We start from the raw sequence: 13,664 nt of genomic DNA on the forward strand, positions 1-13,664 counted from the left end.
ACTGTCTAAGGATTGTCCTTATAAAATGGCAACAAAACCATATTATTAAATATTTTATTTTTCGTTTCAATGGTCATATTCCCACCATACTTGTCACATATTCTGGATATATTGGTTAAGCCAATACCATGAATATCCGGGTTTGATTTTTGACTATGCAAATGGGCAACTTCATTCTCCACATGATTCAGGATGTGAATGAAAAGCGCAGATTCATTGGAATGTATTTTAATAAGAATGTACCTATCGTCCGCAATCTTGACCTTTTTAGATGCTTCTATGGCATTATCCAGCATATTGCCCAGAGCGACACACAAGTCATAACGTTCAATATTTACTTTCTGTGAGTATAAGTTAAGCTGGGTATCCACCTTGATGCCATTGGCCTGAGCAATATTAAGACTATTTGTGACAAGAGCATCTATAACCAGATTACCAGTGTTAACCCTTTGATAGGCTCCTTCGATTTTATTTAATGTGACCTTAATATGTTCACTTGCCTCAGCCAATTCATTTCTCTGGATACATTCGTCAATATACAAAAACTGCTGGTGTGTGTCGTGAATGATTCTTTTCATATTTTTAAAGCTGTGAACCGTTTTTTCATAGTTAGCATCCTGGTAGTCCATCTGATATTGTAATTGAGCATTTTCATGCATTAACTGAAATTTTTCGATGATATTATCGAAGATGTATATGATAAAAACATTTAAGAAAATAAAGCTAATAATAGAACCAAAATAATACATATTCTTTTCACTATAAGCAGATAAAACATTGACCTGGTATATACTTATGATGGGAACGATTAAAAATAAAATGTAGTAACGAGCATGCAAAGGGAAGGTTCTGCGTTTGGCAAATAATCGTATAATCTGAATGACAGCAAACATGATAATACAGCTGAGCAGCATAACCTTGGAAAATATCAAGTGATCTTGTCCGCTCAAATGACTAAAGTTGCTAATCTTAACGGAGTCTACAGCATATAAAATATACAGGGATAAAAAATTAACGATGGTTATCAGCACAGCATAAAGTATGGAAAAAATGATCTTTGTCTTGATTTCCACGGTATAGGATTGCGCTAAACTAAATATGACAAGTAATGCTAAAATCGAGGATAGCGTAGGAGACAGATAAACACTTAAATAAAAGATGTTCAGTAATCCAAAAATAATGAAATACATGAATCTATTTGGCTTTCGATTGGATTTATCAAAAACGGAGTTAAAGTAAAAATTCACCTGAAAGCACATCACCAGTACGAGACATAGGTTAAGAAACAGGTAGTTATGTTCCATCATATTAATACATCTTCATGATCATAAATTTGGTATACAGATCTTTAACTTCTTTTATTTTAGAGCGTCCAATAGGCAGCTTCACACCATTTGACATCAAAACATCACCGCCAGCAAATTTTTTGACATGAATTAAGTTTATAATTATTGAACGATGAATTTGCAGAAAATTATATTCCTTTAATGCTGATGCATAATCAGAAAGAATCCCTTTGCTATCATAAGTTTGTGTAGAGGTTACAAAATGCAGTTTGTTTTTTATGGTTAAGCTTTTGGCCACTTCAATACTAATGATATCATCATATTTTAAAAGCACCTCTTCATAAGCTGACTTGATGATAACGAATTTTTTATCGAGAGATTGAAAGTACTGACACAGTTTTATCATTTTTTCCTCAAAGATATGGGAAGCAATCGGTTTTATTAAATACTGAAAGGTGACCACGTCAAAGCTTTCCAGCATATACTCGGGATAGCTCGTTAAAAAAACAATCTGTTCATCAAGGTGACGCAAACTCCTTATTTTTTGGGCTGTTTGAATTCCATTCATGCCGTTCATCTCAATATCCAATATTAAGATATGGAATGGCGATTCATGGTTTAGATAATGAGATACCAGCTGTTCTCCCGAGTCGAATAGCTCCACTTTAAAGTCTATATTTGTTTTGATGGATAAAGCGATCAGCATATTTTTAACAAGCTCTCTTTGTTTCTGCTCATCATCGCAGATAGCCACTCTATACATAAATAACAGACACCTCATTCCCATGGCATGTAGCATGGAATTATAGTCTGAACAGTATACAATTTTTTTAATATTCTATACATAGCTTTTGGATAAAACGTAAATTCCAATCCCTCAAATGCGGTGTAGAAAGTGAAAAAGAAACCCTCGTCTCCAAAAGACAGGGTTTCTTGACTATTGAGGCTATTCCTGAAAAGAATCGCCCCTGTTCAGTATTCATGGGTTATTTTAAAAAATCCGCTTTTTTCTCTTCACCGTGGGAACGTCTGGCAAAGTCAACAAATTGGAATTTGTCCAGCCGATGCCGCGACTCGGTATACTGGAACAACGTGGTGTCTTCCAGATAAACATAATTACGTACCACGACCACATGAGTATAATTCTGGAGGTCCATCAGCCTACGGTCTTCTTCGTCAGCTTCTTCTACGGAAACGACTTTTTTGGCATAGCTGATTGGAAGCTTCAGCTCTCCCTCCAGATATTCGTAGATGGAACCACTGCTAATTTCCTTGGTTAACACAGGTACAATGTCTGATCGAAAGTAGTCTTTATCCAGGATGACACGTTCACCCTCAATCTCACGCGCGCGAATGACTTTCCAGACAAGTGACCTGTGTTCGTCAGTCTCGAGATGACTAGCTATGTCCTTCGGAACTGGAATTAGCTGATTTTCATGCACAATCGTACGTGATTTACGCCCAATCCGCTCGGACATCTCTTTAAAGCTGACCAGTCCCCCAATGGGAAAGTCCATCCGCCCAATATCCAAAACAAAAGAGCCTTTGGCTTTGATTTTATGGATATACCCATTTTGTGCAAGCAAGTGAAGTGCCTTACGTACGGTCTCGCGGGAAGTATCATACTCTCGGGCCAGTTCATTTTCAGAAGGCATTTTTGTGCCCGGGGCTAACTTACCTGTCTGAATCCGTCCCGAATACTCCTGGTAAATTTGCGAAAATATATTCTTTGTCAATTTTCATCACCACGTACATTGTAGCATTCTTTCACCAGCCTGGTTAGTAAAACAGACTCGGAGAATTGTTCGGTCTTAATCTGTATTGTCAGGCAATGAGTTCAAATGAATTCTCATTAAGACATATTGCAAATCGTTCGCCTCACCCGGCAGTTCCTCAACCGATTTGATCATATCCTGACCATCCGGCACAATGACCGGTGTGATGATTGGATATCCGGATTCCTGAATAAGATCACGGTCAAATTCCATCAATAGCTGCCCTTGCTCCACAGTTTGCTCGTTTTCCACATGCAAGGTGAATCCTTCACCCTTCAACGATACCGTATTAATCCCAACATGCACCAGAATCTGCACACCTGTCGGATGCTCCAAAATCAAGGCATGCTTGCTTTTCATCATGATATGAATGACTTTTCCGCTAAAAGGGGCAACAATTTGACCCGCCTCCGGTTTCACTGCAATCCCTTGCCCCATCTGCCGCTCGGCAAAGGCCGGATCGGGAACCTGTTCCAATGGCATAACATTGCCACGTACCGGAGTCTTTACTTCAAGCACATCGAGGGCAGAATTCGCGTGGCTCGCCGTTTTGCTCTGTACGGAACCGTTGGCTGGTGCAGCTGGATTCTGACGGCGTTTATTGAGTATTTTGCCGTACACCACCGTTAACGTAAACGGCAGAACCAGTACAATCGCCATCCCGATGAAGAAAACACCCCAGTTGCTTGGGAAAATAGACAAGAAGCCTGGAATCCCTCCCACACCAATGGAAGAAGCCATCACATGATGTACTGTGAGCAGTATACCAGCAATACCCGAACCAACCATTCCGAAGACAAACGGATACTTGTATCGGATATTCACCCCGAACATTGCGGGCTCCGTTACCCCCAAAAAAGCAGACACTGAGGAGGTAAAGGCCAATCCTTTTCCCTTTTGCTCCTTTAATACCAGCATCATTGCCAGTGCCCCGGCACCTTGAGCGATATTGGAGAGCGCCAGCATGGGCCACAGGAACGTTCCCCCCTGTGTACCAATTAATTGCACGTCTACCGCCAGGAAAGTATGGTGCATTCCCGTTATAACAAGCAAAGCGTAAAAGCCTCCATAAATCAGTCCGCCCAGCGCAGGAGCCAAATTGAAAACGTATACAATACCGGATGTAATGGCATTACCAATCATAAAAGTAAGCGGCCCAATCACCGTAAATGCAAGAAATCCCGTCATTAATAATGTGATCGGCGCAACGAGTAACAGCTTGAATGAATCGGCTATTTTCTTATTAAGGAATTTTTCAATTTGTGCAAGAACGTAAGCGGATACTAAAACCGGTAAAACCTGTCCCTGGTAACCGATCTTGTTCACTTCCCAGCCAAACAGATTCCAGACCGGAACGGCCCCCTTGGTGACCGCATCCGCATAGCCGTAGGCACTCAGCAAATCCGGATGAACCAGAATCAGACCAAGCACGATCCCGAGTAAAGGGCTGCCACCAAACCGTATAACGGCTGACCAGCCGATTAAGGCGGGTAGGAAAGCAAAAGCAGTGCTGGCAATGGTATTAATAATGGCAGCAAAGTCGGTCCACTGAGGATAGACCTGAACCAGGGACATGCCTTCAAAGAAAATTCCCTTGCCTGTTAAAATATTATTAATTCCAAGCAGCAAGCCTGCTGTCACGATGGCGGGCAGTATGGGGATAAAAATATCTGCTAGCGTCTTGATGGCACGCTGAATCGGGTTTTGTTTCTTGCTGGCGGCATTTTTAACCTCGTCTTTAGAAGCCCGGCTGCCCCCTGTTATCGAAATCATTTCATCATATACCTTATCCACCAGACCCGGACCAATCACGACCTGATACTGCCCCTGTGAAGAGAATTGCCCTTTGACCAGATCGTTTTGATCAAGGGCCTCCTTATCCACCAGCTTATCATCATAAAGGGCAAATCGCAGGCGGGTTACGCAATGCGTAGAAGCCTCTATATTGTCTTTGCCGCCAACCGCCTTTATAATCTCTTCTACCTTTGCTCTTTCAATCGCCATCTCTCCCACTCCCTTAACGTTTGCTCATTTTATGCAGCAACCCCGGTTGCAAAAAGCAACGTACCTTGGGCGTTACTGTATGTTACTATGCTATTCAATCAAGGCTAACGAAAGATCCACATATAGGAAGCATACGGAGTCAAAGTGATAACCTGATCCAGCTCTGGAGCGTGCTTCGTATTTCCGATTAATAATTCGACCGAACCTGACGCTTGATTTTTGAATTGAGAATACAATGAATCCGGCAGCACGAATTGTGCATTCTGTCCGCTAAAATTAGAGATGACGACCAAAGTCTCCTGTGCATTGCTGCGTTGATAGGCATAAACCTGAGGATGAGCGTCATCCAGACATTGATACTCTCCATCCGTAATGACTTGCACCGTCTTACGCAAACGAATCAACTTATGATAATGGTAATAGATAGAGTTCGGGTCTTCTAACTGAGCCTGAACGTTAATCTGTGGATAACGTTCATCCACCTTGATCCAGGGAGTACCTGTGGTGAAGCCTGCGTTGGGAGTGCTATCCCATTGCATCGGAGTCCTCGAATTGTCACGTGAGCGCTCTCGAATGATATTTAATGCTTCTTCCTCGCTTTTGCCCTGCTCCTGTAAAATACGATACGTATTTAGCGATTCAACATCCCGGAATTCTTCGATATCCGACCACTTCGGGTTGGCCATGCCTATCTCTTCACCTTGAAATATATACGGCGTTCCTTGCAGCCCATGCAGGGTGGTCGCGAGCAGCTTAGCGCTTTCCGTATGGTATTCGCCATCATCCAAAAAGCGGGAGAGTGCCCTTGGCTGATCATGATTGTTAAAAAACAATGCACTCCATCCACCGCCTTGTTGCATGCCAATCTGCCAATCCGAGAATAGCTTTTTCAGCATCTTAAAATCATAAGGCATCAATTCCCACTTCTGTCCATTGGGATAATCCACCTTCAAATGATGAAAATTAAATGTCATGGACAATTCTTTTCTCTCTGGATTGGAGTACCGGATACATTGATCCAGCGATGTGGAAGACATTTCCCCTACCGTGACGCTATTATACTTAGCGAATACTTTCTCATGTAATTCACGAAGATATTCATGCACATGCGGGCCGTCGGTATAATACTTACGTCCGTCGCCAGGAATAGTACTTCCATCATCATTCAAGAAGCGCTGATCTTTAGAAATTAGATTAATGACATCCATTCGGAAGCCATCGACTCCCTTTTCCGCCCAAAATTCCAGGATGTCCACAACTTCCTGACGGACCTTCGGATTTTCCCAGTTAAGATCTGCCTGGGTTTTGTCAAACAGGGTCAGAAAATATTGATTCGTTGTCTCGTCATACTGCCACGCTGGTCCACCAAATTTGGAAATCCAGTTATTTGGAGGTCCTCCATCGGGTGCGGGATTACGCCAGATATAATAGTCTCTGTACTCGCTATCCCTGGAAAGCCGTGCCTCCTGAAACCAGACATGCTCCGTGGAAGAATGGTTTACCACAATATCTAACATCAAGTGCATTCCACGCGCCTGAATTTCCTGACTCAATTCTTCGAAATCCTGCATCGTTCCATAATCCGGATTGATTCGGTAATAATCCGCTACATCATAGCCGTTATCACGTTGTGGTGAGACATATACCGGCTGTAACCAGATAATATCAACACCCAGATCTTTTAAATAATCCAGCTTTTGTGTCAGTCCGCGTATATCACCGATCCCTTTACCCGTCGTGTCGTTAAAGCTTTTGGGGTATACCTGATAAACCACTGATTTACGCCACCAGTCCGTATCTTGTGGGATCAAAGCCCTGTTCATTCCTTTCATCCTTGCTCATTCCTTTCTTTCCAAAGAAGCAGCATAAACATATTTAGTATAACGCTTTCGCCATCTTGTATATACAAGATTAAATCATGTATATACATAATGTCAACAGGATTTATCATTGGAAACTCATCTATACCAAAGAGGCCCCTGCTCATTGTCAGGAACCTCTGTCGGTAAAAAGGGTATCTTTTAAATCCATATAGACAGTGCGCTATACAGGAGTAATAAGGCCATTACGATATTGAAGGCTCGCTCATATTTGTTTAGGAAACGCTGAAACAGAGCACCAAAAACCGCCCAGCAAACGATAGCTGCAAAACCAATACCTGTAAGGAGCAGTGAGATGATAAAAAGCGCAATGTATGAATCATCGTAAGGCATCACAAAAGTTGAAATGACCGTGATACCATACAAAATGACTTTTAAGTTGATAAATTGCAGTAGCAGTCCTGATTTGAAAGTATATCCTCCATTATGATCATTGTCCTTCGTAGAAGACTTGCTCTTGGCTATTTTTACAGCCAAATAGAGCATGTAGAGACTGCCCAGGACGTTCATCCAGATTTTAAATCGTGGTAAAAAATGATACAGAGCAAGGTTGAAATAGCAGGCTAACAGCATGATGGCAAAACAGCCGGCGGTTACTCCCAGCAAGAATGGAAATGCTTTTTTCAACCCTAATCTCCTGGCGCTGTCTAAAGACATAATATTGTTTGGACCTGGCGTAAAGCTGGTAACGAGTGCATAACCCTTTGATTCATGAGCCAACTCCAGCAGCAGTCGTCGTTCCTAAAAGGGAAATACAGGTACTTGAAGAAAATAACTGCTATCGGTTGTATCCGTTTTTTCCCTATGAAGGCAACAGGAATTTTGAGGTATACACAGTAGAGATCGAAAAAGGCGGGGAATTGAGTTCAACGCCTCACCGTGAAGGTACAGAAGAATTTATTACGGTATTTGAAGGTGAAATGGTGGTGAAGGTCAGCGAAGAAACATATACGGTTAAGACTGGAGACTCCATCCGCTTTAAAGCAGACCGACCGCACATCTACTATAATCTCGGAGAAACGCTTGTCAGGATGAATATGATTATTTATTACTCTGGATAGTCTGTTCAATCCATTGTTTAAAAAAAGGGGCTAAACAGGTAGAGCATGAGCACTCACCACCTATTCAGACCCTTTTTCCGTAAAACCATACAACATCTATTCTGAATCAACCTTGAATTGTCATTTGTATTTATGTTCAATTTTCAGCCTGGTTTCTCCCTGCAATCCTCCGTCTGCTGAAGCTTGAAGCAACAGCTCACCTGCCAGATGCCCGGATTGCACAATAACGAGACACCTTCCTCTATGTGTTCGTCTCTGGTTTCCCTGGAAGGGCTCGTCACTGGTGAGATCGCCGTTGTCTATTCCAAGAATACGACCATCACCATGTAGCTGAAAAGTTAAATCAAACTCCTGATTGGGCACCATAACCCCTTCTTGGTCTATGATCGTTACTTCCACATGGGATATTTCATGGACATCAGCAGGTAAAACCGTCCGATCAGCCTGCAGTTTTATACTGTAGGGAGGCCCGGCGGTGGTTAATTCATGCTCACAGACCTTCTCATTCCCATTGCTGCCAATAGCCCGGATTTTACCTGGTGTATAGGGAAGCTCCCATATCATTAAATGGTCAGGATAATCAACAAGCTTTCTCTCACCGTAAGATTCATTGTTTACTACCAATTCCACGCGCTCACAGTTGGTGAAGGTAACTAACCGAATCAATTTTCCGCTGTACTCAGGGAATGTCCAATGATCCTCCATACCCGGGGCTTTCCAGTGCATCGTCCAGTGCGGATTGTGTTCCGGTCTCATCGGTTCGTTAAATACGGCAATGTGCACAACAGGCTCATTTGACCATAGACTTTGCTGAAGATAGGACACAGGTTTGCGGAACCCGCAAGTATCAATCAGGCCCGAGGACCATCCTTTGGAGGGATAGCTTGTTTCCCCCAGATAGTCGATCCCGCTCCAAACAAATTGACCAATCACATAATCATGATTAGCGACATCAAACCAGGGATTTTGAGGCAAATAACCTTTAACCCGGTTATCTTTGCCACGATAGTATGGGAAAGTCTCGGTTCCAAGGATAAGCGTATCGGGCATCGCCCTTCTGTAGTGCTCATACCACTGCTCCTGATAATTTAGCCCAAGAACGTCCACTCGTTGTGCCAGCAGCTTGGTATGCTCCACCTTGGCTTCAATCGAACCATCGCGCAGACTGATCGGTGTATTATGCGGCTCCAGCGCACATGTAACAGGCCGGGTTGGATCTTTTTCATGGCAAAAGGCGACGAGCTGTTCCAGCATCCTGAGCATGGACGGTTGCCCCTGGTGCTCTACTTCATTCCCAACACTCCACATGAAAACGCTGGGATGGTTCCTGTCCCTTACCAGCATCGCTTCCAGGTCCTTTTCCCACCATTCATCATATACATGCTCATAGGAAAGAGATTTCCATTTGTCAAAAGCTTCGTCAATCACCAGGAACCCCATCTGATCACAAAGATCCAGCAATTCGGGTGCCATCGGATTATGGGCAAAGCGAATCGAGTTACAGCCCATTTCCTTAAGCTTCTGCAGCCTTCTCTTCATGACCGAATCATGATAGGCAGCTCCCAGACAGCCTAAATCATGGTGAATACAGACTCCCTTCAACTTCAGGCTGCTTCCATTCAGAAATAAACCCTTTTGGGCATCCAGCTTCACTTCTCTTATACCAAAAGGGGTACGATAACAATCCACCTCTTTATTGTCGCAATAGATGATCGTTTGAGCCTCATAGAGCACTGGCTTCTCCGGTGACCATAGTTCTGGCTCCAAAACCCGTGTTATCTGCTCCATTTCACCAGTTTCAAAGCCCGACAGGGTCACTCGATGCTCAATTTTCCCTTTGAGCTGTCTCTTGGAGTCCAGTATCTGAGTCACAATATTACACTCTACGTCATGCGCATAATGATTGGTAACCTGAATTCTGGTACTCACCTTGGCTTCACCCGACGAAATTTCAGGTGTCGTAATGTAAGTGCCCCATTCAGTTACGTGAACATAATCCGTACAAATCAGCCAGACATGACGATAAATACCGGACCCCGAATACCATCTGTCAGGCGGAAGAGTGGTATTATCCACTTTGACAGCAATCACATTATCCTCATCCCACCGAATATATGGGGTCAAATCATATTGAAAACTAACATATCCATAAGGCCGCTTGCCCACAAAATGTCCATTGATCCAAACCTCACTGTTATTGTGGATGCCATCAAATTGTATGTATACGCGCTGTTTATGAGAAGAAGACTTTACATTAAAATGCTTTCGGTACCATCCCACCGACCATCTGGGCAAATAAGCTTGATTGCCACCATACAGCATGTGCGGATCAAAGGACTTCTCAATACTCCAATCATGAGGGACTTGAAGGAGCCGCCACTGCTCATCGTTATAATCCAGCTTCTCGGCACCTGTATAATTACCCTCTATAAATTTCCAGTCTGTGTTGAATGGCGTGATCATTCTGCTTCCCATCATCTTGCCTCCATTTCATAAAAATTGATGAACGGATAAAAGACATGTGCTCCTACACGATTTGAAACACTGGACGATCCTCAACAAAGTGAACGGGGAGCATTGGGAATTGGGCTGAAAGCTCATCCGCGAGATATTTCATACCAGGTGCTTCACTTTCAGCATGTCCCAGCATGATAAGGGCTTTATTTCGGCCCTGATAGGCAGCGTCTTTTACATATTCCGGCGTTTCCCATTCCGGCCCTTCACCAGCAATGATCAAATCCACATGTTCATTTAGAAATAATGGAATAGCCAGTTCGCCACCTCCCCTGTATCCTACCATGATCCCTACTCGTTCACATGGCATGGCAAGCTCTCCAGCTACCCGTACATAACGAATATGAAGCTTCGCCTTGATATATTCGGCAACCTCCTTAACCTCCATCGCTGGAATCGTCAAAATGGCGGCCGTCGGCAATTGTTTCACTACATAGGTATGCCAATCGAGCGCCCGAAGAAGTCCAATCATCACTCCATCCGGTTGATAACGGTGTATGGTGTCATGAAACCGATAGATTCCTATACCCGAATCGGCAATGAGGCGAGATTTTTGCAGAAAAACGGGGTCATGTCGTAAACACTCCTGCATCCCCTGATGGCTATAAAAAACACCTTCATGCGTAATGATAAAATTCGCACCTAGAGAAACAGCTTGCTCTATTACATACTGCGATGCACAGAAAGCGGTTACAATTCCGTGTACTTCAACCTCCCTATGCCCTGGTTTTAGCAAATCTACGGTCGCATGGGGTATGCTTATTCCCCTTGTCAGGTGATCTACAATCCGTCCCATAGTTAGGGTCATACAGGTATCCCTCCTCATGGAGAATGTGCGTCAATTATACCATTTTATATCAATCATGGGTGCCATTCTTTGTAGTAAAAAAGTCAGCTCCAGGGAGCCGACTTTAATATAAGTTTAAAGCGTTTACAAATTCAAAAAGAGGGTTTCCGGTCAGAGATGGCTGCTTGACCGGATCACTTTACAAATTGGCTTAGGCTAATACACCAAGAGCGTATCCAATAATTCCTATTGCAAAAAGAGCAAAAATCAGAGCTATAGCATTCACTTTCTTTTTGAGCAGTCTCATGCACAAAAAAGTCAGCAAGAGAGGTAACAGGCCAGGTATCAATTGATCCAGAATCATCTGTATCGTCGTAACTACCTCTACTCCATCCGAGCGGGTATATCTGGATACTTCCAGTGGGACATTCAGAGTAGTCCATTTGGACACGAGTGCGCCCATGACAAAAAGTCCCAGGATGGAGGCCGATTCCGTAAGCTTTTGCAGACGGTTTCCAGACATGTCGGACACAATTTCCGTCCCTTTTTGGTAGCCGTATTTCAGTCCGTACCACTTGGTTGCCAGGCGAATAACATTAAAGAGCAAGAAAAAAAGGACAGGCCCGATAACACTCCCGGACAAAGCAATGGAAGCTCCCAACGCAGCCAGAACGGGGCGCAGCGTTCCCCAGAAAATAGGGTCCCCTACCCCGGCCAAAGGTCCCATCAAGCCGACTTTCACTCCACTTATGGTAGCATTGTCAATAGGCTGGCCATTGGCTTTCTGCTCCTCCATAGCTGCCGTTACACCCATAATCGGTGCAGAGATAAACGGTTGAGTATTAAAAAACTCCAGATGCCGCTTTAATGCTTCTTTTTGGTCTTCCTTCTTGCTGTATAGCCGCTTGATTGCCGGAATCAAGGTGACACAAAAACCAATCGACTGCATACGCTCAAAGTTAAACGAGCCCAGCAGGAACCATGAACGGAAAAACATTTTGTTTAAATCGCTTTTTGTCAACTTTTTTTCTTCCATAGTACCCCACTCTTTCATTAGCTATTTCTTTAGAGCTCTTCAATTTCACCCATTTGATCTTTTCGCTGGCTATATTTAGGATTGAGCTGAATATACAGCAGAGCCAGAACCGCCCCCATGATTCCAAAGCCAACCAGATTGATGCTTGTAAATGCCGCGATGACAAAGCCCAAGAAAAAGAAAGGCATCAGGTATTTGGCTGCCATCATGTTAATAACCATGGCATACCCGACAACGACGATGAATCCACCTGCAATTTGCAGCCCTTTTGTAATGACCTCCGGAATCGCATCCAGTAAAGCCGTAACCAGACCGGTTTCTGCTGCAATAGCCACCAATACAGCAGGCAGCGCGACGCGTAATCCCTGAAGAAGGAGGGCGATGAAGTGACATAATTCGATTCCTCTGAAATTTGAAGATTCGGCATATTTATCTGCCAGGTGCTGAAAGAACACGGTAATTGTTCTAACAAAAATGGTTAACACTTGTCCGGCAGCGGCAATCGGAATCGCAACGGCAATTCCGGCGCCGATCGACTGATGTCCAACAATAACCAATATGGTTGAGATTACACTAGCCAAAGCCGCATCTGGAGCCATGGACGCCCCGACATTCATCCAGCCCAAAGCCATCAATTCCAGCGTACCGCCTAGAATAATGCCCGTTTTGAGATCGCCCAGGACCAGACCAATCAGTGTACACGCAATTATAGGCCGATGAGTCTGTCCTTCATCCAAAACACTGCCCATTCCGCAAATGGCTGCAACCAGCGCTACCATTACAATTTCAAAAACACTCATGTTTGACCCCCTCTCTTATGCCAACCTGCTGTTAAAACTGGACATTCTGGAGCTTGTTAATCAAATTGATTTTAGGATCACTGGCCACTTTTCTAATTTCCAGTTCAATTCCCTTTTCGTGCAATTTATGAAATGCCTCTACATCCTGCTTGTCTACGGACACCGCTCCGGTAATCTGTATTTTGCCTTCTTTAAAACACATCCCACCTACATTTACCGATGTGAACGGCACCCCACCTTCTACAACCCGCAGTACATCAATCGGATTAGTAAACAGGAACAAGGTCTTAAAATCGTTATATTTAGGGTTGTTGTAAGCTTCAATCGCTTTCGCAATCGTGACGACATAAGCCTTAATTCCTGGCGGCGCCACCTGTAACAATAAGGTTTTGCGTAGCGTATCCGCAGCGACCTCATCGCTGACGGCGATAATTTTGTTACACTTCGTTTCCTTCACCCACACCGTAGCTACCTGACCATGGATCAGACGGTCATCAATACGAACAAACGAAATTTCCATA

General features: G+C 43.6%; 11 protein-coding genes and 1 pseudogene. 1 reads left to right on the forward strand and 11 read right to left on the reverse strand.

The annotated features are described in order from the left end of the window. Nucleotides 1-5: 5 nt before the first annotated feature. The 6 genes from B4V02_RS22035 to B4V02_RS22060 all read right to left on the reverse strand — a co-directional run bounded on the left by B4V02_RS22035 (nucleotide 6) and on the right by B4V02_RS22060 (nucleotide 7,665). Complete coding sequence (locus B4V02_RS22035; RefSeq protein WP_094156421.1) at nucleotides 6-1,307, reverse strand: ATP-binding protein; 1,302 nt, start codon at nucleotides 1,305-1,307, stop codon at nucleotides 6-8. 1 nt (nucleotide 1,308) lies between these two features. Further along, entirely contained in the window at nucleotides 1,309-2,049 is a 741-nt protein-coding gene (locus B4V02_RS22040) for a LytR/AlgR family response regulator transcription factor (RefSeq protein WP_094156422.1), read from the reverse strand. Nucleotides 2,050-2,272: 223 nt separating this feature from the next. Further along, nucleotides 2,273-3,022, reverse strand: coding sequence for a trehalose operon repressor (treR, locus tag B4V02_RS22045; protein ID WP_094156423.1), 750 nt, complete (start codon nucleotides 3,020-3,022; stop codon nucleotides 2,273-2,275). 75 nt (nucleotides 3,023-3,097) lie between these two features. Next, nucleotides 3,098-5,065: a PTS system trehalose-specific EIIBC component gene (treP, locus tag B4V02_RS22050; RefSeq protein WP_094156424.1), complete on the reverse strand. Its 1,968-nt coding sequence runs from the start codon at nucleotides 5,063-5,065 to the stop codon at nucleotides 3,098-3,100. A 104-nt stretch (nucleotides 5,066-5,169) separates the two neighbouring features. Continuing rightward, complete coding sequence (gene treC, locus B4V02_RS22055) at nucleotides 5,170-6,897, reverse strand: alpha,alpha-phosphotrehalase (protein ID WP_094156425.1); 1,728 nt, start codon at nucleotides 6,895-6,897, stop codon at nucleotides 5,170-5,172. Between the two features lie 189 nt (nucleotides 6,898-7,086). Then, nucleotides 7,087-7,665 carry a LysE family transporter gene (locus B4V02_RS22060; protein WP_094156426.1) on the reverse strand — a complete coding sequence of 193 codons (579 nt, stop codon included), beginning with the start codon at nucleotides 7,663-7,665 and terminating at the stop codon, nucleotides 7,087-7,089. On the opposite strand from B4V02_RS22060, the pseudogene B4V02_RS22065 reads away from it, so the two are divergent. After that, nucleotides 7,650-8,006, forward strand: a pseudogene (locus B4V02_RS22065) (cupin domain-containing protein); the annotation flags it as partial. The gene B4V02_RS22060 and the pseudogene B4V02_RS22065 sit on opposite strands and share 16 nt — an antisense overlap. Before the next feature lie 120 nt (nucleotides 8,007-8,126). Here the strand turns inward: B4V02_RS22065 and B4V02_RS22070 are convergent. From B4V02_RS22070 to B4V02_RS22090, 5 genes are all read right to left on the reverse strand, one after another. Further along, on the reverse strand, nucleotides 8,127-10,481 hold the full coding sequence (locus B4V02_RS22070; RefSeq protein ID WP_094156427.1) for a glycoside hydrolase family 2 TIM barrel-domain containing protein: 2,355 nt from the start codon (nucleotides 10,479-10,481) through the stop codon (nucleotides 8,127-8,129). 52 nt (nucleotides 10,482-10,533) lie between these two features. After that, nucleotides 10,534-11,328, reverse strand: coding sequence for a Nif3-like dinuclear metal center hexameric protein (locus tag B4V02_RS22075; protein WP_094156428.1), 795 nt, complete (start codon nucleotides 11,326-11,328; stop codon nucleotides 10,534-10,536). A gap of 190 nt (nucleotides 11,329-11,518) precedes the next feature. Then, a complete protein-coding gene (manZ, locus tag B4V02_RS22080) occupies nucleotides 11,519-12,361 on the reverse strand; it encodes a PTS mannose transporter subunit IID (protein ID WP_279628247.1) in 843 nt (280 codons plus the stop codon). Between the two features lie 11 nt (nucleotides 12,362-12,372). Further along, nucleotides 12,373-13,143, reverse strand: coding sequence for a PTS mannose/fructose/sorbose transporter subunit IIC (locus tag B4V02_RS22085; protein ID WP_094156430.1), 771 nt, complete (start codon nucleotides 13,141-13,143; stop codon nucleotides 12,373-12,375). Between the two features lie 31 nt (nucleotides 13,144-13,174). Continuing rightward, entirely contained in the window at nucleotides 13,175-13,663 is a 489-nt protein-coding gene (locus B4V02_RS22090) for a mannose/fructose/sorbose PTS transporter subunit IIB (RefSeq protein WP_007428387.1), read from the reverse strand. Between the last annotated feature and the right edge of the window lies 1 nt (nucleotide 13,664).

The organism is Paenibacillus kribbensis (genome assembly GCF_002240415.1).
Classification (GTDB): domain Bacteria; phylum Bacillota; class Bacilli; order Paenibacillales; family Paenibacillaceae; genus Paenibacillus; species Paenibacillus kribbensis.

Coding starts and splice junctions, on each gene's coding strand:
- manZ (WP_279628247.1), bottom strand. CDS start 12,361: ATGAAAGAGTGGGGTACTATGGAAGAAAAAAAGTTGACAAAAAGCGAT.
- treC (WP_094156425.1), bottom strand. CDS start 6,897: ATGAAAGGAATGAACAGGGCTTTGATCCCACAAGATACGGACTGGTGG.
- B4V02_RS22090 (WP_007428387.1), bottom strand. CDS start 13,663: ATGGAAATTTCGTTTGTTCGTATTGATGACCGTCTGATCCATGGTCAG.
- treP (WP_094156424.1), bottom strand. CDS start 5,065: ATGGCGATTGAAAGAGCAAAGGTAGAAGAGATTATAAAGGCGGTTGGC.
- B4V02_RS22070 (WP_094156427.1), bottom strand. CDS start 10,481: ATGGGAAGCAGAATGATCACGCCATTCAACACAGACTGGAAATTTATA.
- B4V02_RS22040 (WP_094156422.1), bottom strand. CDS start 2,049: ATGTATAGAGTGGCTATCTGCGATGATGAGCAGAAACAAAGAGAGCTT.
- B4V02_RS22085 (WP_094156430.1), bottom strand. CDS start 13,143: ATGAGTGTTTTTGAAATTGTAATGGTAGCGCTGGTTGCAGCCATTTGC.
- B4V02_RS22075 (WP_094156428.1), bottom strand. CDS start 11,328: ATGACCCTAACTATGGGACGGATTGTAGATCACCTGACAAGGGGAATA.
- B4V02_RS22035 (WP_094156421.1), bottom strand. CDS start 1,307: ATGATGGAACATAACTACCTGTTTCTTAACCTATGTCTCGTACTGGTG.